This is a genomic window from Arsenophonus endosymbiont of Aleurodicus floccissimus (assembly GCF_900343025.1).
GTDB lineage: Bacteria > Pseudomonadota > Gammaproteobacteria > Enterobacterales > Enterobacteriaceae > Arsenophonus.
In genome coordinates this window covers 665,007-687,305 of sequence record NZ_OUND01000001.1, presented here as the reverse complement: position 1 = coordinate 687,305, position 22,299 = coordinate 665,007, and the positions used below count along the sequence as shown (strand labels likewise).

At 35.4% G+C, this 22,299-nt stretch carries 9 protein-coding genes and 13 pseudogenes; 10 read left to right on the top strand and 12 right to left on the bottom strand.

The window, feature by feature from the left end; genetic code table 11:
* Positions 1-3: 3 nt before the first annotated feature.
* From ARADI_RS03620 to ydiK, 10 genes and pseudogenes are all read right to left on the bottom strand, one after another.
* Positions 4-1,000: pseudogene (locus tag ARADI_RS03620) on the bottom strand (FecCD family ABC transporter permease).
* A pseudogene (locus ARADI_RS03615) lies at positions 1,000-1,814 on the bottom strand (heme/hemin ABC transporter substrate-binding protein). Before ARADI_RS03615 ends, ARADI_RS03620 begins: the two co-directional pseudogenes overlap by 1 nt.
* 31 nt (positions 1,815-1,845) lie before the next feature.
* Positions 1,846-2,232, bottom strand: a pseudogene (locus tag ARADI_RS17180) (ChuX/HutX family heme-like substrate-binding protein).
* Between the two features lie 186 nt (positions 2,233-2,418).
* On the bottom strand, positions 2,419-2,895 hold the full coding sequence (locus tag ARADI_RS17175) for a ChuX/HutX family heme-like substrate-binding protein (RefSeq protein ID WP_238149093.1): 477 nt from the start codon (positions 2,893-2,895) through the stop codon (positions 2,419-2,421).
* 362 nt (positions 2,896-3,257) lie between these two features.
* Complete coding sequence (locus ARADI_RS03605; protein ID WP_119711145.1) at positions 3,258-3,824, bottom strand: porin family protein; 567 nt, start codon at positions 3,822-3,824, stop codon at positions 3,258-3,260.
* 9 nt (positions 3,825-3,833) lie between these two features.
* Positions 3,834-4,289 (bottom strand): annotated as a pseudogene (locus tag ARADI_RS20595) (TonB-dependent receptor domain-containing protein).
* A gap of 3 nt (positions 4,290-4,292) precedes the next feature.
* Positions 4,293-4,580, bottom strand: coding sequence for a hypothetical protein (locus tag ARADI_RS03590; RefSeq protein WP_119711142.1), 288 nt, complete (start codon positions 4,578-4,580; stop codon positions 4,293-4,295).
* A 134-nt stretch (positions 4,581-4,714) separates the two neighbouring features.
* Positions 4,715-5,116, bottom strand: coding sequence for a TonB-dependent receptor plug domain-containing protein (locus ARADI_RS03585; RefSeq protein WP_238149092.1), 402 nt, complete (start codon positions 5,114-5,116; stop codon positions 4,715-4,717).
* Between the two features lie 156 nt (positions 5,117-5,272).
* Positions 5,273-5,457 (bottom strand): annotated as a pseudogene (gene hemP, locus ARADI_RS21520) (hemin uptake protein HemP).
* Positions 5,458-6,788: 1,331 nt separating this feature from the next.
* Positions 6,789-7,873 (bottom strand): annotated as a pseudogene (ydiK, locus tag ARADI_RS03575) (AI-2E family transporter YdiK).
* Positions 7,874-8,088: 215 nt separating this feature from the next.
* Between ydiK and ydiJ the strand changes: the two are divergent.
* The 9 genes and pseudogenes from ydiJ to ARADI_RS03530 all read left to right on the top strand — a co-directional run bounded on the left by ydiJ (position 8,089) and on the right by ARADI_RS03530 (position 18,523).
* A pseudogene (gene ydiJ, locus ARADI_RS03570) lies at positions 8,089-11,122 on the top strand (D-2-hydroxyglutarate dehydrogenase YdiJ).
* Positions 11,123-11,175: 53 nt separating this feature from the next.
* Positions 11,176-11,529 (top strand): hotdog fold thioesterase, encoded by a 354-nt coding sequence (locus tag ARADI_RS03565; protein ID WP_238149091.1) that lies wholly within the window; start codon positions 11,176-11,178, stop codon positions 11,527-11,529.
* A 315-nt stretch (positions 11,530-11,844) separates the two neighbouring features.
* A complete protein-coding gene (gene sufA / locus ARADI_RS03560) occupies positions 11,845-12,213 on the top strand; it encodes a Fe-S cluster assembly scaffold SufA (protein WP_119711139.1) in 369 nt (122 codons plus the stop codon).
* A 32-nt stretch (positions 12,214-12,245) separates the two neighbouring features.
* A pseudogene (sufB, locus tag ARADI_RS03555) lies at positions 12,246-13,723 on the top strand (Fe-S cluster assembly protein SufB).
* A gap of 44 nt (positions 13,724-13,767) precedes the next feature.
* Positions 13,768-14,514 (top strand): annotated as a pseudogene (sufC, locus tag ARADI_RS03550) (Fe-S cluster assembly ATPase SufC).
* Positions 14,489-15,805 (top strand): annotated as a pseudogene (gene sufD, locus ARADI_RS03545) (Fe-S cluster assembly protein SufD). Before sufC ends, sufD begins: the two co-directional pseudogenes overlap by 26 nt.
* Before the next feature lies 1 nt (position 15,806).
* A pseudogene (locus ARADI_RS03540) lies at positions 15,807-17,063 on the top strand (SufS family cysteine desulfurase).
* A gap of 41 nt (positions 17,064-17,104) precedes the next feature.
* Positions 17,105-17,545, top strand: a pseudogene (gene sufE / locus ARADI_RS03535) (cysteine desulfuration protein SufE).
* A 61-nt stretch (positions 17,546-17,606) separates the two neighbouring features.
* Positions 17,607-18,523 (top strand): annotated as a pseudogene (locus tag ARADI_RS03530) (L,D-transpeptidase family protein).
* 178 nt (positions 18,524-18,701) lie between these two features.
* On the opposite strand, the gene ARADI_RS03525 reads toward ARADI_RS03530, so the two are convergent.
* Together ARADI_RS03525 and pykF are read right to left on the bottom strand one after the other, a co-directional pair.
* On the bottom strand, positions 18,702-18,938 hold the full coding sequence (locus ARADI_RS03525; RefSeq protein WP_119711138.1) for a major outer membrane lipoprotein: 237 nt from the start codon (positions 18,936-18,938) through the stop codon (positions 18,702-18,704).
* 559 nt (positions 18,939-19,497) lie between these two features.
* Positions 19,498-20,910, bottom strand: coding sequence for a pyruvate kinase PykF (gene pykF, locus ARADI_RS03520; protein ID WP_119711137.1), 1,413 nt, complete (start codon positions 20,908-20,910; stop codon positions 19,498-19,500).
* 890 nt (positions 20,911-21,800) lie between these two features.
* On the opposite strand from pykF, the gene ARADI_RS03515 reads away from it, so the two are divergent.
* A complete protein-coding gene (locus tag ARADI_RS03515; protein WP_147392344.1) occupies positions 21,801-22,136 on the top strand; it encodes a hypothetical protein in 336 nt (111 codons plus the stop codon).
* The last annotated feature ends 163 nt before the right edge of the window (positions 22,137-22,299 follow it).

The following is a 22,299-nucleotide window of genomic DNA, read 5'->3' as shown; positions in this document are numbered from 1 at the left end:
TCATTAACCTTGTGACTGTTTTAAAATAAGATAGAGAAAATAAGGGGCACCAATTAGCCCGGTAATTAAGCCTATTGGAATTTCTGCCGGTGTGGCTATAGTACGAGCGATGGTATCAGCAGTAAGTAGTAAAGCGGCTCCGGCTAAAGCACAAGCGGATAATAACCATTTATGGTTAGCGCCAAAGCTCATTATAATAAGATGCGGGACAACTAGGCCAATAAAACCAATTATTCCACTTAGCGCAACAGCACAACCAATTAAAAGTGAGCTAAGCAGTAACAGGATAAATTTTGTTTTTTTACTTTTAAACCGAGATAATGCGCCTCTTCATCGCCTAATTGTAATAAATTAAGTTTCTTACTTTGCTGTAAGGTAATAAGTATGGTCAGTGAGATGGTGGTGGCGGCAATAGCTAATATGGCACCATTATTTTGACTTAAAGAGCCCATCATCCATAATGTAAAGCTGCGTAACTGTTGGTTATCGCTAATATAGCTAAGTGTACACCAATGAAAGATACACATAGTGTATTAATCGCTATGCCTGACAAAAGTAATTTTGTTAAATGACCATTTGAATAATGTGTTAATGAAAAAATAACTATTGCAATAATAAAGCCACCCGCAAACGCGGCTATCAGATAACCATAGTCACTTAACAGTGAAGAACTGGGGAAGGGAAGAACAATAAAAAGCGCAACGCTAAGGGCTGCTCAGCTACTAATACCAAGTAAGCCGGGATCGGCTAATGGATTACGAAATAGCCCTTGCATAATAGCACCCGCAACGGCTAATACACAGCCGACTAATAATGCCAGTAAAATACGGGGTAAGCGAATAGTTAGCCAAATTTGCCAATGATTATCGGTTAATGGTAGTTGCCAAAGTGAGTGAAACGACAAAGCCATTGCACCCACATTTGCCGCCAGTAAAGTAATTAAAATAACAATACAAAATAAAATGAATAAGCCCAATGTTGGATAAGCGAATTGTTTCATCATTTATTGGATTTTTCCAAAGTATCACGTATTTGCTTCATAACGCTAGGCGTCGACAAGCTAAATCCGAGTAGCCCTATAAATCATTAACGACGAGTAATGCTTTGTTTTTTCCGGCAGGTGTCATATTAATACCCGGTAATCGCCAGACTTTTTCTATTCCACCTAAAGAGCGGAGCCCTTCAAAGGTAATTAAAATCCAATTAGGTTGACTGGCAATGATGGCCTCTTGAGAAAGTGTCAGGTAACCATTAAAACCCTGTAGTGCATTTTTGGCACCGACCGTTGAAATAATACTATCTGCCGTGGTGCATTGACCGGCGACTAGCGGTACAGTTTCATTATGGCTAAATATGAAAATGATTTTTTGTTGCAAAGGCGCAGTATTAATTAATGACAATTGCTCATTAAGTTTATTGATGAGTTGTTCACATTTTTGTGGCTGGTGGATAGCGTTAGCAATGGTGCGAATTTTTTCTGGTATGGCTGCCAGAGAAGGTGTTCCCTGTCACTTTTATTATCTTCACTCCTGTTTGTTGAATTTGTTTTAGGACTAAATCGGGTTTAGCTTGCTCACTTGCTAAGATCAGCGTCGGGTATAGCGATAAAATGCCTTCAGCATTTAACATACGCATATAGCCTACGTCAGGAAGCTTTAATACCGGTCTGGTTGACGACTGGTACTATCTCGAGCAATAACCTGCTTTCCTTCATTAAGGGCAAAGATAATTTCAGTAATATCCCCTCCAAGGGTAATAATGCGTTCACTCGCCTGAGAATAAGGAATGAGTAAAAATATGATGATGGAGAGCAGCCCTAATTTCTATTAAGTTTAACTCCTGTCATTATATTTTAGTTAAGGTTGAAATTTGCTTTTGCCAATCTAATTGTTCAGGTTCTCCTTCGGTACGTTGACCAAATAGTTGAATGACTTGATTGCCATAGTGATCAAAAATTTCCAGGCTGGTGACTATACCATCCTTGGTTGGTTTACGTGTTACCCAACTGTTAGCGATGCCAGTTTCAATTACATTGAAGGAGAATTTTGTATTTAAAATATTACTTTTCTGTAGCGCACTTTATTTGTCATGATAATCCGCCAATTTTTGAATGCATCCGGTAAATATTTGCATACATCCAAGGTTACCAACGAAGATCATAATTTCATTTTGTTGATTAAAGGCGCAATGCAGAATGTGGTAGAGGAGAATGATTATTAATCTGATAAGCAAGCTCGTCGCTAACTACAGCGAAGATTTATTGCCGTTTGACATTATGTTTTTGCAATAATTGAAAAAATTGATGAACATTTGTCATATTGCGCCAATCTGTTTCTAGTTGTTTTTTTACCGCTTCGTTAATATGGGGTGGTTGTTAATAGACAATAACAAGACGCAAATTTAATGGTGGATTGGCGGTCATTTGATATTGATTAATTTATACCAAACAGCCATATTAGTTTTTTCAGTGGCGTAAATCTTATGTACGGCATTACCATAATGATCAAAAACCTGAATACTGTGTTGTATATTATCTGAAAATATCTCAGTTAAGGCAAAGCTGATTGCCCAGTGATCAAGAAAAATACGCAAATCAAGTTCTCTGGGGTTAAGAACAATACCAGTCAGGCTGTTTAAACGAACATTTTTGAATTCACTGATATGGATATGAGTGGCATATTTATTATTAGTAATTGCTTTTATTTCACCTAGATTTGCTAATTTAGGTAATAATAGTGTTGGATTTATATTTAACCGTTTAGCATTATCAGCATTTGCACATGCGTAAATCAATTCTGCTTCTGTGACATTTAAATAGTTTGCCGATTCTGCTATTGATTGCAGATTATTCTGTTGTTTTGTCTGCTGGTAGCGGTTATAAAGTGAATCGTTCATACTTTCATTTCCTTATTAGGTATATTGTGTTGATCCATAATTTATTTATTACTATTATTAACCTGCTATGCCTAATGTTGGACATAGGTGTAAATTGTAGGGTCTCTCCGATTTGTTAAATTTAAAATCCTATTTGTCATTACTAATAGTTTAAATAGAAATCTTTAGCTCTATAAAACACTTGTTGCTGTAGATTGTCTAATTTTTATTGTTTTGTTTGTTTTTTTTTTTTTTCGCTAAAAAACATATTTATGACAAAATTTTGATCTGATAAAGACAGAAAGTTTGCAATAAAATTAATTGTCATGAGTAAAATAAATAAGTAATTACTCATGACTTGCTGTTAGGGTTAATAAAAATAATTACCAACGATAATTAATTTTAAAATGTATATTTTTACCTTCCTGTGGAATAACTAATGATGAGGTATAGGACTTATTAAATGCATTGGTTAATGATAGAGTGGAATTTATGCCTGATAACCGCCCATTTCCTTGATAATATAGATAGAAGTCATTGGTACCATAACCCGCTTGTTGAGTGATAGGATTCCAATATTTATCTTTACCGCTATGGTCACCAGAGCGATTAGTTCTAGCGGTATATTGTCCAACCCAGCCCAATGAAAAACCGCTATTAACCAGGGCTACATCAAGTGAAGCCGTCAAACTTTCTGGTCGAATCGATGACATGCTCATACCAGATTTGGTGTCTTTCGCATGAGTTCGATTGTAAGCGAGAACAGCATTGAACCAAGGGGTAGTATAATTAATTCTACTATCTATACCATGGATAACCACAGATGGTGTATTGATGCTTAATGTTTTCCCAATGGGAGGAACGCCATGAACTTCGGTCTTAATGTAAGTAGTCGCTTTAGTGTCAAAAATAGCTGTTCGCCATTGTAAGCTATTATTAGCCAGTAACATATTATTAAACTATAAGTTTACACCGTATTCAATTGTTTGATTGCGTTCAGGTTGTAGATTAGGGTTTGGCGTAAAATAATTCATAGAGAAGTGTTTTGAATCATTATAAATTTCATTTAAGCTAGGCGTTCTGTAGCCCTCAGCATAAGAACTAAAAATCTCCAACTAGTGTGTGGGAGTAAAGCTAACTACGCCACGAAATATCCACTGAGAATCCTGATTGCTAGCGTATCTATCACTATCATTTCTATCGTTAGAATAACGAGTACCGATAGAAAAGGTAATTGGTAATTTATTTAATCGAATTTCATCTTCTAACCAAACCGCTATATTGCGCAAGGTTGCTGCTGGAAAGCGATCTGCTAGTTTATTAGACTGTTGCTTTTGTTGATAAAATTCGCTACCAATATTGAATTGGTGAGCAGCAAACTGATTAGAATCCCAGGTAAAAAGATCCCAATTTATAAGCTAATTTTCCGTATGAAACGGATATATTTTTTGTGTCAATTGAATATCATATTGGCTGGTAATGCGATCGTAGCGGCTATTTTCGTAACGGCTAGGTTTGACAACTTCTGGGTTTCTATGTTGTATTCCATCATTTTGATAATAGTGTAATTGAGCTGAAATTATATATGATGGAGTGATTGCCCAGTTGCCTTTGGCGAGTAGACTGTGAATATCCTCCTTATTAAAGGGAATTAAGCCATCACTGAGATGAGGCGATCCTTTTGATCTTGTAATAAAGGCAATCAATCCATCAGTGCCGTCAGTTCTACCAAATAATAAGCTACCATATTGATATCCCTTATCATTATGGCTATAGCCTAAGTTTAGGATAGCACCATGAGATTGCTCTGGAGCCAGCAGATCTCGTGCATTAACTGTTTTTAAGGCGATAGTACCACTAAGGGCTCCACTACCATCTTGTAGGCTATTACTACCTTGTATAGCAATGATTTTTTTATAAATATTGGGTCTAGAAATGTGCGGGTGATTGTTCCGGTATCAATATCTTGCCGAATACCGTCAATGGTTATCAGAACCCCAGAACTTTCATAACCTCGCATGTTTAAATTTTGGCCATTAGTAATGCCAAAGCCAGAGAGGCTAACACCGGGAATGCTTCTTAATAAATCTAATGCATTAGATGCGTATTGATATTTTGGTTTACTAGTATCAATTACAGTATATGTTTTAGCGGTAGTGGATATATACGGCGTTGCTTGATCAGCATATACGGTAATGGTTTTATCGTCTGCTTTTGACCAGGATAGTTGCGGAATCAGCATTTCGATAATACAAGGTACGCCATATAGTGAATATTTAATATAATTAATTGATTTTAAGGCAGTCTTTTTCAGGCCCATAGGTATCCTTCCCTATTTTTATAATAGATCTAAAAATTAGCTGCCTGATAGTAGTTAGGTGGCTTGGTTTTGATTATTTTATTTGGTTAATATTAATTTTCCTGCTCTGGTCTGGCGTAATTGATAAATTTCACCTTGATGATAGATATTAGCAACTCCTTTTTTTGATCCAATAAATATTGGCTATTGATGGTATTAATCACCTGGGTTGTTATTTGTTTTACATCTGAATTTAGTAAATTATTTTGTCTGAGTTTGTTCATATCGAAGAGGTATAACTAAATAATGGTAATTATTATTGTTTTGTTGTTAATCAAGGTTTTTCATCTGCATATAAACAGTGATAAAGTGAAACAATGATAAATAATCAAGAAATGTATTTTTAAAACAATAAAATAGAATTATTTCATAAAGGACGGTTGAAAGAATATAAATAATTTTTATAAAACGGAATTATTATTTTAGATGGTATTAGAATAATTAGTAATATTTGTCTGTTTTTTTATTCATTCTTTTAGCAAAAAATAGATAATAAATATGCTTTTTAATCTAAATGCAATTATATAATAAAATGTTATTATTTTAAAAAATAGATTTTATTTGCTTATATTATAGTCAGCATATATCGTTAAAAAATTTTATTTTCATGGTATTCTATTCACTTATTTATTGTTAACTTTAGGTTATTTTTACTATTTTATTTATATTCAGTGACGTTAAAAAAATAATATAGTTGAAATTTGTAAATTATATATTCAATTATAGCTTGACGGATGACAGGCCAGATTATGATATAGAATAAGGTTTATTTACTTTTATATAATAAAAATTAAATAATAATATATGGCATTAGATAATAAATTGAGTGGCAAACTAATAACAGGTAAAGTTTATGCATATTTTATTATTAATAAATATTTGCCAGGCTTAATTAAAAATATGAATATTTATAGGTAAGTATCTTACTTTATAGCAGATGAGCTTTATATTTTATAAATAAAAGTCAATAATATCATTATAAATCAATTGATTATCATTAATATTACTATTTGCAATAGAAAAAAAGCCTATAATGGGCTGACAGGCAAAGACTACACACAGCAATATTCTGTAGGTTTCATGATTTTTTTTTATTGCATAATAATGCCAAGAATATTAAAACCAATAATTTATAAAGAGGTTAATCTATAAGTATTATATTAAGATAACTCTAAGGTTTTATCACTAAGAATTATCTCAATAAAAATTTCACTTTGTAGTATAATTATATAAGATGATTATTTAATACTAATACTAATACTAATACTAATACTAATACTAATACTAATACTAATACTAATACTAATACTAATACTAATACTAATACTAATACTAATACTAATACTAATACTAATACTAATACTAATACTAATACTAATACTAATACTAATACTAATACTAATACTAATACTAATACTAATACTAATACTAATACTAATACTAATACTAATGAAATTTAATTGTACGGTATTTTGGAAAATTTTTAGCGTAACAAATTTCAAATAATTTAAGTATAATGATTAAGAAGAATATTAATTAAGTCAATCATTTTAATTTAAGGATCTTTCTTATATAAATTAGATTTGGTTGCATTATTTAATAACTTAGCTGGTTTCGAAACCTCATTCATCCAGGCGGTTAGTAAATTATGTGTGACAGTTAAAACGACTGGACCAATAAAAAGACCAATTACGCCAATCAAAATAAGTATCATCGATAAATTCGCCCCCATCCTTATTAAAATAGGACGCAGTACGCCATCCATTGTTGCGACAATGATGCTCCATACAATCATAATAATGGCCCAGCTGGTATTGCCTGACCAGAATAACTATACTATGGAGGGTACCATAATCAATAATGGTCCAAGTTGGGCAACACAACATACAAAGATAAGAATTGTTAATATTGCAGCATAAGGAATATTTGCTAAAGCTAAACCAATACCACTGGTAATCTCGCCTGTATTAATGCGGTTACTACTACACTTAATGCAACAGCACGAATTGATTGGCCCGCAAGTAGGATCGCGGTATCGCCTCGTGTACCTGCTAGGCGAATGGCAAAATGACGAATACTTAATATAACACTTTCTCCCTTCAAATAGAGTAATGCACTAAATAGTAACATTACGACAAGATGAAACACGAAACGCCCGGCATTAATGGCTTGCGTTAAGAACCAGCTGGTTGCTTCTCCAATATACGGTTGTAGTTTAGCAATTAATGTATTACCGTCATTAGCGACCAATGTATGCCAACCATAGAAGAGTTTATTACCTATAAAGGGTAAGTTTTTTAACAACAATAGCTCGGGTAATCTAATTTCAGTTGGTGATTTTGCCCATTCAATCAGTGGGCCACTATTTTGAATAATGCTACCAATTAGTATTACAAAAGGAATAACAAATAATAATATTACTAATAGAGTCATCGCTATACTTGCTAGCCATTTTTTATGCCATAGTTTACTTTCAATTTTTTTAAATAATGGCCAGTTTGTAATAACCACCATGCCTGCCCAGAGAAAACCAAGTATGAATGGTTTCAATATCCAAAAACATGCAGCTATCATTAATAAAATAGCAATTATGCTAAAAATGAATTTGGGTAAATCGTTAGGGGATTGCGCTTTTTCCATATATTAGCCTAATTATAAAGAATGATGGGTGCATATTATCAATTGTCTATTACATGATTAATCATGTTTTTTGTATCTAATAAAAGTAGGGTGATGATGGAAATCGTATTGTTTACAAAATGTTAATTGCCAAATTTTGTCTGGTATGTATTCTCAATTAAAGAATAGTACATAAATTGCAAAGTGAACACTAATTAAAAAGAGTTACTAGTATAATGATCCCACGTATAGGACGCGCTCATCAAATCAGTCAGCAGATAACAACCTATTTAACGACATTAAAAAACCAAGATTTTAGTGGAGATTTACCCATCAGTTATGCTGAACGTTTATCAATAGCAACAGATAATAGTATTTATCAACTTACACCTAAAGCGGTTGTCTATCCGCATTCGACTAGCGATGTTCAATTGTTGGTGAAACTTGCGATTGATAAACAATTTCAGTCATTAACCTTTACACCCAGAGGTGGTGGCACAGGGACCAATGGCCAGGTTTTGACTGAAGGCATTGTGGTTGATATGTTGCGCTATATGCAAAAAATTTTGCAAATTAATGTGGCAGAAAAATGGGTTAGAGTCGAAGCTGGTGTGATAAAAGATCAACTTAACCAATTTTTGGCGCCTTATGGTTATTTTTTTCACCTGAATTATCAACCAGTAACCGAGCCACTTTGGGTGGTATGTTCAATACTCACTCATCAGGTCAAGGTTCATTAGTTTATGGTAAAACATCGGATCATGTACTAAGTGTTAAAGCTATTTTACTTGGTGGAGAGGTATTAGAAACCTATCCGATGGCAGCTCAGTTGGCGGAGCGTATTTCACAGCAGGAATCAACTATTGGTCGCATATATCGTGCCGTTTATCACCACTGTCAGCAGCAGCGGCAGCTAATTTTGGCTAAATTTCCGCGATTAAATAGATTTTTAACTGGTTATGATTTACGACACGTGTTTGACGATATTATGACTCAATTTGATTTAACCCGAATTTTAACCGGCTCTGAAGGGACCCTGGCTTTTATTACCGAAGCTAAGCTAAATATTACCCCATTACCTAAAGTAAGACGATTAGTTAACATAAAGTATGACTCATTTGATTCAGCGTTACATAATGCACTAGTTATGGTGGCAGCCAAAGCATTATCAGTGGAAATGGTTGATACTAAAATCCTCTCTTTAGTGCGTGATAATATTATCTGGCATTCAGTGAGTAAATTAATTAATGATGTTGATGACAAAAAATTATTAGTATTAAACATTGTTGAATTTAGCGGGGATAGTGAAGAAAAAATTAATCAACAATTAATTCGCTTATGTTCACAATTGGATAAGTCAATCCAAGCCGGTAATTCGAGGATCCTTGATTATCATATATGCCATCAATTGGCAGATATTGAAAATATCTATACGATGAGAAAAAAAGCAGTTGGCTTGTTGGCTAATACCAAAGGATTAGCAAAACCGATACCGTTCGTAGAGGATACTTGCGTGCCACAGGAGCATTTAGCCGATTACATTGCTGAATTTCGTGCGTTGCTTGACTGCAATAATTTAGCTTATGGCATGTTTGGTCATGTTGATGCTGGGGTATTACATGTTCGCCCGGTGATGGATATGTGTGCTCCTCAACAAGAAGTATTAATGAAACAAATTTCAGATCAAATTGCTCAACTTACTGCTAAATATAGCGGCTTATTATGGGGGGAACACGGTAAAGGTTTTCGTTCCGCCTACGGTCCACAATTTTTTGGTGAAAAGCTTTATCAAATACTCTGTCAAATCAAAACAGCATTTGATCCCTTTAATCAATTAAACCCAGGAAAAATATACTCATCAATTAATATAGCGCTTCCGTTAATGCCTATCGATACTGTAAAAAGAGGAACCTATGACCGTACCATTCCGATCAAAGTGAGGGAAACATTTGAGCAGGTTATGGCCTGTAATGGTAATGGCTTGTGCTTTAATTTTGACGTTAATAGTCCAATGTGTCCTTCAATGAAAATTTCCCTGCAACGAATTCATTCACCAAAAGGCCGAGCAACATTAATGCGAGAATGGTTAAGATTACAGGTTAAGCAAGGCGTAAACTTAGCGTTATTTGTAGAAGATATTAATAGTTATAAACTCTCTTGGCCGCAAAAAATAACACGCCTATACCATACCTTGCGAGCTAAGAGTGGACAGTATGATTTTCCCATGAAGTAAAAGAGGCGATGGCAGGTTGTTTAGCCTGTAAAGCGTGTTCAACCCAATGCCCAGTTAAAATTGATGTTCCCTTGTTTAGGGCAAAATTTTTAGCCCTCTATTATAAGTCGTTATTTGCGACCAATTAGTGACTATGTGGTTGCCAATATTGAATTAACTTTGCCACTCATGGCAAAACAGCCACGCTGGTTTAATTTTATGTTACGGCAAGAGTGGATACAAACCCTAGGTCACAAAGGTGATTGGACTAACGGATTTTCCTCAACTGTCTACACCCAGTTTACAACAACAATTGGCTGGTCATGCAGCATTGTCTCTGTCATTGCCACAATTAGAAAGCTTACCAGAAGAGACTCGCAACCAATTTGTTTTTGTCGTCCAAGATCCATTTACTAGTTATTATTATGCCAAGGTAGTTGCAGATTTTATACATTTAATTGAAATATTAGGTTATCGGCCTATATTGTTGCGATTTTCTGCTAATGGAAAAGCGTTACATATTAAAGGATATTTAACTCGTTTTGCCAAAACAGCAGATTTTCTTAACCGTTTAGCGTAATTATCAATTCCGATGGTCGGTATTGATCCAGCCTTAGTGTTCTATTATCGCGATGAATATAACCAGATCCTCGGTAATAAACAGGGTAAATTCGAAGTTAAATTGGCTGATGATAGTATTAACGACAAAGCCAGTAGCGAAGTTAATGGCTGAAAAATGGTATTTATTAGAGTATTGTACCGAAATGTCATTGTTAGCTGATAGTGCTCAATAATGGATTAAAATTTTTGCTCAGTTTGGTCGTCATCTTATTAATGTTAATGTTGGTTATTGTGGCATGGCAGGAACTTATGGTCATGAGGTTAAACATCTGGCTAATTCAAAGGGAATTTATGCCTTATCTTGGGGAAATCTATTACAAAAATTACCCAAAACACATTGTCTAGCAACAGGTTACTCTTGTCGCAGTCAAGTAAAACGAATTGAAAATGAAGCAATAAAACATCCTTTACAAGCGTTATTGGAGATATTTAAATGATTTGGTAACGTTCTTATACCCTCGAAGAAATTAATAGTTGGAGTGATAACAGCATGTTATCCCATTTAGGGATTGTTATGTTAAGTATTAGTGATGATACTATTGAAGCAACAATGCCGGTTGATCAGCGTAACATGCAGCCGTTTGGATTACTACATGGTGGTACTTCGGTGGTATTAGCCGAATCGTTAGGCTCGATAGCTGGTTATTTCTGTACTCAAGATAATCAAAAAGTAGTTGGTACCGAAATTAATGCTAGCCATATTAGGCCGGTATCTTCAGGAAAAGTACGTGGCGTATGTAGTGCAATTCATCTAGGTCGCTGGCAACAAGTCTGGTCGATAAAAATCTTTGATGAACAATTAAGACTAAGTTGTATTTGCCGTTTGACAACAGTAATCATTTAATGGTTAGCACTTAAAGATAACTAAACGACAAAAAATCGATGATTTAGCGATGCTTTGTTTGTCACATTACATATTGTTGAATTTGTGAGTTTGTTTTATTTTTTATATTTATCATAATATTAGGGTGATTGTTGATTTAATAATCGTAAAATAAACGCCACTTTTTGCTGAAAAAATACTCTAATTAAAATATCCGCTTAAAATAAATGGTTAAAGTGAGAAATGTTATCATTACCATATATAATATTAAGCAAAAAAAGTCTAGTTACATTGATAGTATAATCTAGTCAAAATATTAGTTTCGTGAGGTCAATAATGGCAGAGCGCGTTGATACTTTTTCTTTGAATGAAACAACTTGGCAGGGCCTTACCATAACCGATAAAGCAGCTGCTCAAATTCTTAAATTAATGAAAAAAAATCCTGCTAGTCAGGGATTATCTCTTAATATCAAGCAATCAGGTTGTGCAGGATTTGGTTATGTCATTGCATTGATAGATAATCCAACTAAAGAATATTTGCTGTTTGAAAATAATGGCGCCAAACTTTTTGTTCTTCTAAAAGCAATGCCATTTATTGATGGTACTGAGGTTGATTATGTTCGTGAGGGACTTAATCAAGTATTCAAATTTAATAATCCTAATGCTCAACACGCTTGTGGTTGTGGTGAAAGCTTTGGTATTTAAGTGAATTAAATTATGTCACAGCGTAATTAGAAATTAGTGATGATGTTCAACAATGGTTAGCGGAGCATCGTTATAAAGAGGGGTTTTTCACTCAGGTTGCAACGGATGAATTAGCTAAAGGTCTCAATGAAGAGGTCATCAAAGCTATTTTAGCCAAACGTAATGAACCTGATTGGAAGTTGCAGTTTCGTTTAGAGGCTTATCAACATTGGTTGGGTATGGAAGAACCCCACTGGCTTAAAGGCTATTATCCTGATTTAAACTACCAGGAATATAGTTATCATGCGGCGCCATCCTGCAATAGTTGCGATGATACTTATCAAGCTGAAACTGATTCATCGACAGCGGGTGGGGATGAGCATAGCAATAATTACCTGACCGCCGAAGTTGAAGAAGCATTCAATAAACTTGGTGTACCAGTTCGTGAGGGTAAATCGGTTGCGGTAGATGCTATTTTTGACTCAGTTTCTGTTTCAACAACTTATCGTAGCGAATTAGCGAAACTGGGTATTATTTTTTGCTCTTTTGGTGAAGCTATCCAACAGTATCCTGAGTTAGTAAAAAATATATTGGTACGGTCGTTTCTAATCGAGACAATTTTTTTGTGGCCTTAAATTCTGCTGTCGCTTCTGATGGGACATTTGTTTATGTACCAAAGGGTGTTTGTTGCCCGATGGAATTATCAACCTATTTTCGTATTAATTCAGCTAAGACCGGTCAGTTTGAGCGCACTATCTTGATTGCTGATGAAGGTAGTTACATTAGTTATATTGAAGGATGCTCTGCTCCGGTGCGAGATAGCTATCAATTACATGCTGCAGTAGTTGAAGTTATTATTCATAAAGATGCTGAAGTAAAATATTCTACCGTACAAAACTGGTTTTCAGGTGGTGAAAGTGAAACCGGTGGCATTTTGAACTTTATCACCAAACGCGCCTTATGCGAGGGTGAGAATGCCAAAATGTCCTGGACACAGTCTGAAACAGGTTCGGGTATTACTTGGAAATATCCCAGTGTTATTTTGCAAGGGGATAATTCGGTGGGGGAATTCTTTTCAGTCGCATTAACCAATGGTAATCAACAGGCTGATACCGGTACAAAAATGATCCATATTGGTAAGAATACGCATTCTACCATCATCTCAAAAGGGATCTCAGCCGGTCGTAGTCAAAATAGTTACCGCGGTTTAGTAAAGATTTTACCGACGGCAGAAAACGCCAGAAATTATACCCAATGTGATTCTATGTTAATTGGCACTGAATGTGGCGCGTATACTTTTCCTCATATTGAAGTAAAAAATAGTAGCGCACAGTTAGAGCATGAAGCTACAACATCTCGTATTGGTGAAGATCAACTCTTTTTTTGCTTGCAACGAGGTATTAGTGAGGATGACGCCATTTCCATGATCGTAAATGGTTTCTGTAAAGATGTCTTTTCTGAATTACCATTAGAGTTTGCCGTTGAAGCACAAAAATTGTTAGCAATTAGTTTGGAACATAGTGTGGGTTGATGGTTCCTATTAAAAGAATACTCAGTTATTCAAAGGCCAATGAAATGTTAAGTGTTAAAAATTTAAATGTCAGTATTGAAGGTAATCAAATTCTTAACGGATTAAATCTAGAAGTAAAAGCGGGTGAAGTACATGCAATCATGGGGCCTAATGGATCAGGCAAGAGTACATTATCAGCGACACTGGCAGGACGTGAAGAATATCAAATAGAACAGGGTGAAATTCTATTCAAAAATAAAAATTTGCTTGAGTTATCGCCAGAAGAACGTACAGGTGAAGGTATATTTTTAGCCTTTGAATATCCGGTGGAAATTCCTGGCGTAAGTAATCAATTTTTCTTACAAACCTCGGTTAATGCAGTAAGAGAGTATCGTAAGCAGCCACCACTAGATAAATTTGATTTTCAGGATTTTATTGAAGATAAAATTGAACTACTTGATATGCCGAAAGATTTACTTACTCGATCAGTTAATGTCGATTTCTCTGGTGGAGAAAAAAAACGCAATGATATTTTACAGATAGCAGCGTTAGAGCCTGAGTTATGTATTTTAGATGAAACCGACTAGGGTCTTGATATTGATGCCTTCAAAGTTGTGGCTAATGGCGTGAACTCACTTCGTAGTGCTGAAAGAGTTTTTATCATCGTTACTCACTATCAGCGTATTTTGGATTATGTACAGCCTGATTTTGTTCACGTTCTCCATCAAGGCAAAATTATTCAATCAGGTGATTTTACCTTGGCTAGAAAACTAGAGGTACAAGGCTATGGCTGGCTTATTGACCAACAGTAAAAGAGCAGAAAAACAGCAGCAAGTCACAAAGTTAAATCAACAGGCGCTAAAAAGCTTTGCGACACTTTTTTATGCCAGTAAAAGAGCAAATGAAAAACAAGCTCAGGCCTATTGGCAGCAGGTAGAGAAAATTGGTTTTCCGCCATTTCGCCATGAAGAGTGGTATTATACGCCGTTGGCAAAAGTACTTAATGCTCAATACCAATTAAATAGTGATAAAGTTAACACAATTATTGCTGAGCAATTAAAACAGCTGGCTATCTCTATTGACGGCTTGCGAATTGTTTTGTTTGATGGATGTCTTATCCCTGCCTTAAGTAGCGATAACTTTGGCCCTTATCAAATTCAAATGATGGATGCGCAGGCACAGCTTCCGGCACCTATCATGACCGATGAAATATTCCTGTTTAACTGAGAGTCTGGCCGCTTAGCCCCTGATGATTAAATTGGCCGCTAATCAACAAGTAGAAAAACCACTCTATATATTGAATATTACCTCTGGTTCAAATCACCATAATTATGTTAATACTAGTCACTATCGCTATCATTTAGAGATTGGTGCCAATTGCAAATCGCAAGTTATTGAACATTTTGTTTCTGTTGATGATAAGCCGCATCTGACAGGCAGTCGATTGACCGCTAATATAGCTGATAATAATCATTTTAGTCATATCAAACTTAGCATTGAAAACAACCAAAGTCACCATTTTGCCCATAATGACATCTTGTCAAGTCGTGATAGTCAATAAACAGTAGCGGTATTTTTATCGGCTCAGCATTACTTCGCCATCATACCAGTGTGAAATTAAATGGAGCGGGTAGCAGATTAACACTTAATATCTTATTGTTGCCACGAAATAGAGAAATTTTTGATACCAGAACTTATCTTGAATATAATCAGCCATGTTGTAAAAGTCGCCAGTTGCATAAAACGATCGCGCAGGATGAAAGTAAAGCTGTTTTTAATGGGATGATTAAAGTTGCGCCACAGGCACTTAAAACCAATGGCCAAATGACAAATAATAACTTGTTATTAGGTAAACAAGCCGAAATTGACACCAAACCGCAGTTAGAAATTTATGCTGATGATGTTAAGTGTAGTCATGGTGCTACAGTAGGCCGGATTGATGATGAACAGCTGTTTTCTTTACGTTCACGGGGTATTCATCTCAATGATGCAAAACATATGATTATGGTGGCCTTTGCAGCTGAAGTCATCGAATCTATTGAGAGTGAAGGTGTAAGTAACAAGGTAATGGATATTATTCAGCAGCGCTTAGCAGGGATTTAATATGACATTTTCAGTGGCATCCATTCGCAAAGATTTTCCTATGCTGGCAGAAAAAATCAACGATAAACCGTTGGTTTATTTGGATAGTGCTGCCAGTGCGCAAAAACCGCTCCAAGTGATAGAAAAGGAAAGGCAATTTCTTTGTCATCACTATGCGGCGGTACATCGAGGGATCCATCGCTTGAGTAGTGAAGCCACGGCGATGGTAGAAAATGTTCGTCAGCAAGTCATTGATTTTATTCATGCAGCTGATTCTGAAGAAATCGTTTTTGTTAAAGGAACAACGGAAGGCATAAATTTAATTGCTAATAGTTATAGGCATGGTTTTATCAAACCAGGCGATAATATTATCATTAGCCAAATGGAACATCACGCTAATATAGTTCCTTGGCATTTGCTTGCAGGCCAGATTGGTTTTGATATTCGTATATTACCTATTGATAATGATGGAAAATCAATTTTTGAACAATTAGATAGGTTAATCGATAGCCGGACTCGATTACTCTCTTTTACCCACATGTCGAATGTTTTGGGAACCGTTAATCCAGCAAAACAGATTATTGCCTATGCGTGCCAATGTGCAGAGCAAAAAGCAGCACAATTGCATATTTTGCTTGATGGTGCGCAAAGTATTATGCACCAAATGATTGATGTCCAAGATTTAGATTGTGATTTTTATATTTTTTCCGGTCACAAACTGTATGGACCTACTGGTATTGGTGTTTTATATGGCAAAAAGGCCTTATTAAATGTTTTACCACCTTGGCAAGGTGGGGAAGCCATGATTGATCAAGTGAGTATGACGTTATCTGAGCCAGCAATAATAAATATCACTTACGAAAAGGTACCATGGCGATTTGAAGCGGGCACACCCAATATTGTTGGCATTCTTGGCTTAGGTGAGGCATTACGTTATATTAATAATATTGGTTATCAACAAATATCTGCTCATGAAACGGCATTAATGCAGTATGCTAATCAGCGTTTAAGTACGGTAAACTCTTTGCGTCTTTACGGCTCAGATGAGCGTCAGGGAGTTATTGCCTTCAATTTAGGCGAGCATCATGCTTATGATATTGGTAGTTTTTTAGATAATTATGCAATTGCAATATGGACAGGCCACCATTGTACGCTGCCATTGATGGATTTTTATCAAGTACCAGCTATGTGCTGAGCTTCGCTAGCGGTTTATACTACTAAAGAAGAGATTGATATTTTAGTTGAAAAACTACAATATGTTGAAAAATTACTAGCTTAATCTGTTTTAAAGTACATATAAGGGTAGAATGATGTCAGCCCTTGCCTGATGAGAATAAATTGTTGCGTAATTTTTCACGTTGTCAAAACTAGGAAGAGCGATATCTTTATTTAATTGAATTAGGGGAAAAATTATTACCTCTTAGCGGTAGACAAAAACAAGTTAAAAATCAGGTCTCAGGTTGTCAAAGCCAGGTTTGGATTGCTATGGAGCCAGATAGTGACGGAAGGATCCAATTGGCAGGTGACAGCGATGCTGCTATAGTTAAGGGTTTGATTGCATTAGTAATAATTATTTTTCAAAATAAAACCGGAAAACAAATTTTGACTACAGATAGCAAAGCATTTTTTCAAAAGTTGTCATTGGAGCAGCATTTAACGCCATCAAGAAGCCAGGGATTGCATGCTATGATCAGAACAATCCACGCCAGCGAGCCGAAAAAATTATCCAATCAAGCACTTAAACATTTAGTTAACTACTGATATAATTAAAGTGACGCTTATTCATCCGATAAACTTTGTACGTTCCTTAGGAGGAAAAAGTATGAAGAGAATTCTATTTTTTATCGGCTTGTTTTTTTTAGCGGGCTGACTTTCAATGTCAGTGCTGCTGAATACTCCTTGCCATCCACTACAGCACGTTTAATTTGAGAAAATAGTATTTATGCGGTGCCTAATGATGGGCGTCCACTGGAAGCTATTGCAAGTGAATTTCAGATAGGTTTGCTGGATATGTTGGAAGCTAATCCAGGAACCGATCCATATTTACCTAAAGTGGGTAAAACGTTGATTATTCCATCGCAAATGTTATTACCTGCGACTAAGCGTGATGGTATCATCGTTAATTTAGCCGCATTGAGCCTGTATTATTTTCCTAAAGGAAGCAATAAAGTCATGGTTTACCCTATTGGTATCGGCCAATTGGGCGCCAATACGCCTAAAATGGTGACGACTGTTAGTCAATTAATTAAAAATCCAACCTGGACACCGACGCCTAATATCCGTAAACGTTATGCTGCCGATGGCGTTATATTGCCGGCAGTATTTCCAGCCGGGCCTGATAACCCTATGGGGCTTTATGCTTTGCGATTATCTTATGGTAACGGACAATATTTGATCCATGGTACTAATGCCAATTTTGGTATTGGACTACGTGTTAGTTCCGGTTGTATTCGTTTAAGACCTGAGGATATACAAGCATTATTCTACTCTATACCGGTAGGAACTTGGGTACAGGTAATCAATGAGCCGATTAAGTTCTCTAAAGAGCCAGACGGAAGCTATGACATCGAAGTTCACCAACCATTATCCAAATGTGAATCTGATGATCCGCAAACGATGCCATTAGTATATAGCAATGAGTTTAAGGCATTTTTGTAACAACCTGGTATTGATCAGCGATTAGTTGCTCAAGCCGTAGCACGTCGCTCAGGAATGCCGGTTAAGGTAAATAAGAGCTAAATTAATATTAGACGGTGATGAATTATGAGTAGATTTACTTTATTTTATAAAAAATAGTGAATTTATTAATAATCAGATAATGGTATTATTAAAAATTAGTTGTATGTAATAAATAATAAGGCACCCAACCAACGGGTGCCTTATTAGTATATCGAGTGATCCGTTAAATGCAATTGGATTACTTTTTATATCTACGAACTTGATTATCCAAACGTTGATTAGCACGAGCAGCTTCATCTTTAGCAGTCTGAACATCAATACGTAATGACTGAACGTCATTGGATAGTTGATCGACTTTACCGTTTACCGTTTGTACATCTGAGGACAGTTTGTTAATTTGGCTACTGTTTGAACAGCCTGCTAACAAAGCAGAAGCCAGAACGATAGAGCCCAGTAAAACTTTAGTACGCTTCATTATATTACCCTCTAGATTTAGTTAATCTCCAAGTAGCAAGGTAAGTATTGCACATTCCTGGTAAAACAGAGAATAAATTTCTATCTCTAACTTTGAATTATTAGATCTTTTTCAAATTCAGGCAGAATACTTACTTATTCTTATGCTAGTACTTAATTAGAATATTTTCTACTTAAAATCTGACAAGTTGCTTAATAAAATTAAGAAAAGAGAATAAATTTGTTTGTTTTTTGTTCGTTTTGATTGAATAGACGGCAATTTTTAATTATCTCATAGCGTTATTTTGTTAATTATTTTTTCCTGTAGATATAAAATAAAATTAACGTGATAACAGTTATTTTTTAAATAACATGTCGATTATGATCTTTTGAGCTGGAAATATTAATTTTTGGCTAATAGAATGTGTCTTAAATAAATGCTCAATGGCTAAAATGATTAATAGGTTTTTGATTATAAATTACCAATATTAGATATTAGTGCTTTAATTTTTCTTTATTAAAAAAAGAAAAAATAAATTCCCCGCTATTTTATTTGGAGGAATTTATTTTGGAAAATAGAATTATAAGATATGGACAGATGAGGTATTTGTTGTACCACTTGGCACTAATGCGCCTGAAACCATAACGACAACTTCACCTTTTTCGGCCATATTATTGTCTAAAGCAACTTGTTTACCAATACGATAGAAATCGTCTGTGGAGGCAATTTCTTTGACTAATTGTGGAATAACGCATTTAACTAATAATAATTGACGGGCAGTTTCTTCATTAGTTGTTAAAGCAAGGATCGGTGCTGTTGGAAAATATTTACGTACTGATTTTGCTGATTTACCGCCATAGGTTGCCACGATAATCAATTGAGAGTTTAACTTTTCCGCCATTTCAACCGCACCGCGACAAACTGCTTCAGTAATGCGTAATTTTTGGTTTATTTTACTATCATCAATGCGGCATGGCATAACTCGATCGGTACGATCGCAAATAGTCGCCATAATTTTTACCGCTTCGATAGGATATTTTCCTTTCGCGCTTTCGCCAGATAGCATAACGGCATCTGTACCGTCTAAAATAGCATTAGCAACATCACCGGCTTCCGCACGAGTAGGACGGGGATTTTTAATCATCGAATCTAACATTTGGGTGGCGGTAATGACAATTTTACGGGCTGCAACGCATTTTTCGATCATCATTTTTTGCGCAAAGATAACTTCTTCAACTGGGATCTCGACGCCAAGATCACCACGTGCCACCATGATCCCATCAGAGGCTTCTAAAATTTCATCGAAGTTATTTAATCCTTCTTGATTCTCAATTTTAGAGATTATTTGGATATTTTTACCACTATGCTGCGCTAGATGGGCGCGGATTTCTTCTACATCAGCGCGTTTACGGATAAAGGAAGCGGCAACAAAATCAACGCCTTGCTGGCAACCAAAAATCAGATCTTGTTTATCTTTTTCCGCCAGTGCAGGCAAGCCAATTGAAACACCCGGTAAATTAACGCCTTTATTTTCACCTAAATCGCCATTATTAAGTACCCGACAGATGACATCACTAGCGGTAACAGATAAAACTTTCATGCCGATTAAGCCATCATCAACTAGAATAGTATTACCTGGTTTAAGATCATCAGGTAAACCAGTGTAGGTCACAGCAACCCGATCTTGACCACCAATCACTGAGGTGTCGGTGGTAAAGGTAAAATTTTGTCCAGCGATTAGCGATACATCGTTGCCATCTTTAAGCAGCATTGTACGGATCTCTGGCCCTTTTGTATCTAATAATATTGCAGCCTGTTGGTTTTTTTGGCTACAGACAGCACGTAGATTTTTAATATGTTTACCATGTTCCTCATGATCACCATGTGAGAAATTTAGCCGCATGACATTCATGCCAGCATTAAGTAATTGTGAGAGTTTTTCTTCAGATTCAGTTTTAGGGCCGATAGTACAAACAATTTTGGTTTTTTTCATGACAATTAATCTACAGGTTTTATAGCAGTATTTTATTAATTGCGGTGTTTATATCAGGTTTTTGTTTTGATATAGGTTATACGCCGTAACGAATAGCTAAAAATCCACTGGTATTTAATAACGATAAAGTAAGTGGCACAAGTATAAATATCATGCCTTATTATTGCAACTGGCCACTATATTGTCAGTTGCATCATTTGAATGATATATAACTTATTATGATATTGTAGTTATTACTATTCATGCTATCAACGAAAAACCAATATAAACATAAGCTAATCACCACAATATTTACTAGCAGATAACAGTGCCGTTAAATTTTATCTAAAATGATAAAATTTGACTGATAAACTAACTTTTTATTTGTATACTGGAAAGGGAATCACATTATTACATCTTAAATAAAAGCAAATATTTGATATTTAATTTTTTAAAATTGGATTTAGCTAAATATTTATAAGTAAATCAAGGAGGATATTGATGTTTAATTAGATTAGTCATACTTAATCGCGTAACAGCTATTCAGATTGGTGAGGTAGGTGATATAACTATTTCTTCCTCATAACCAATTGGCACCCAACTAGGGCAGCAGATCCGAACAGTTAGTAATAATCATATCCAATGGCAGTCGGCCACAATCAATAACGGAACAAGTTTGGGTACGGCGCAATCGACGAGTACAAACCATCAAGCGTTATCAATGCAATGCACTAAGATTCGATCAGAAGGTGAGCAGCTAGTGCCTAATATGACTTTGAATATGACTATAAACATTGATCCTGGGATATCACTTTATCAGCGGTCAAATATGTCATTCAATTCGGGTGGTAACATTAGGCTTTCACCACTTAGTAATCCCAATTTTGATTTAGCTGAAGAAGTGGAATGCTTTGAAGAAACATTCTATGATCTTAGGATCCTATATTGAACAATTAGAACGTGCGCGAGCCTCTCAGCCAGCAGCAGGAAGTGAATTTTTATCGTTAAATACCGAAGAAAATAGTACAAATTCTACTCTCAATGTTGATGACTTTGATAGGTTGCTAGCGCAAAGCGAGCAAGAAGACTTTGAAGAAGCCAATCTTCCTGTAATAAGAGCAGCCGAATATCGGGCAACTTTAAGGGAAAATTCAGTGCTTACTGTTAATGATGAAGCTGAAATGCCAAATGAAAGCATTTCTTTAGTTAGAGCACCAATTGAAGATGATGATCCATCAATTAACTGAGCAATAGACAAATAATTAAGGGAAAACTCACAGTTATGCAGCGGCTATATTAATAATAAAATTTGTTTATTTACTAACCTGGTATTATAAATAATATAATTTATGATGGTATTTAATATTAATTATGTAATTGCTGTTCGTGACAATATTTAATAACAGCCAT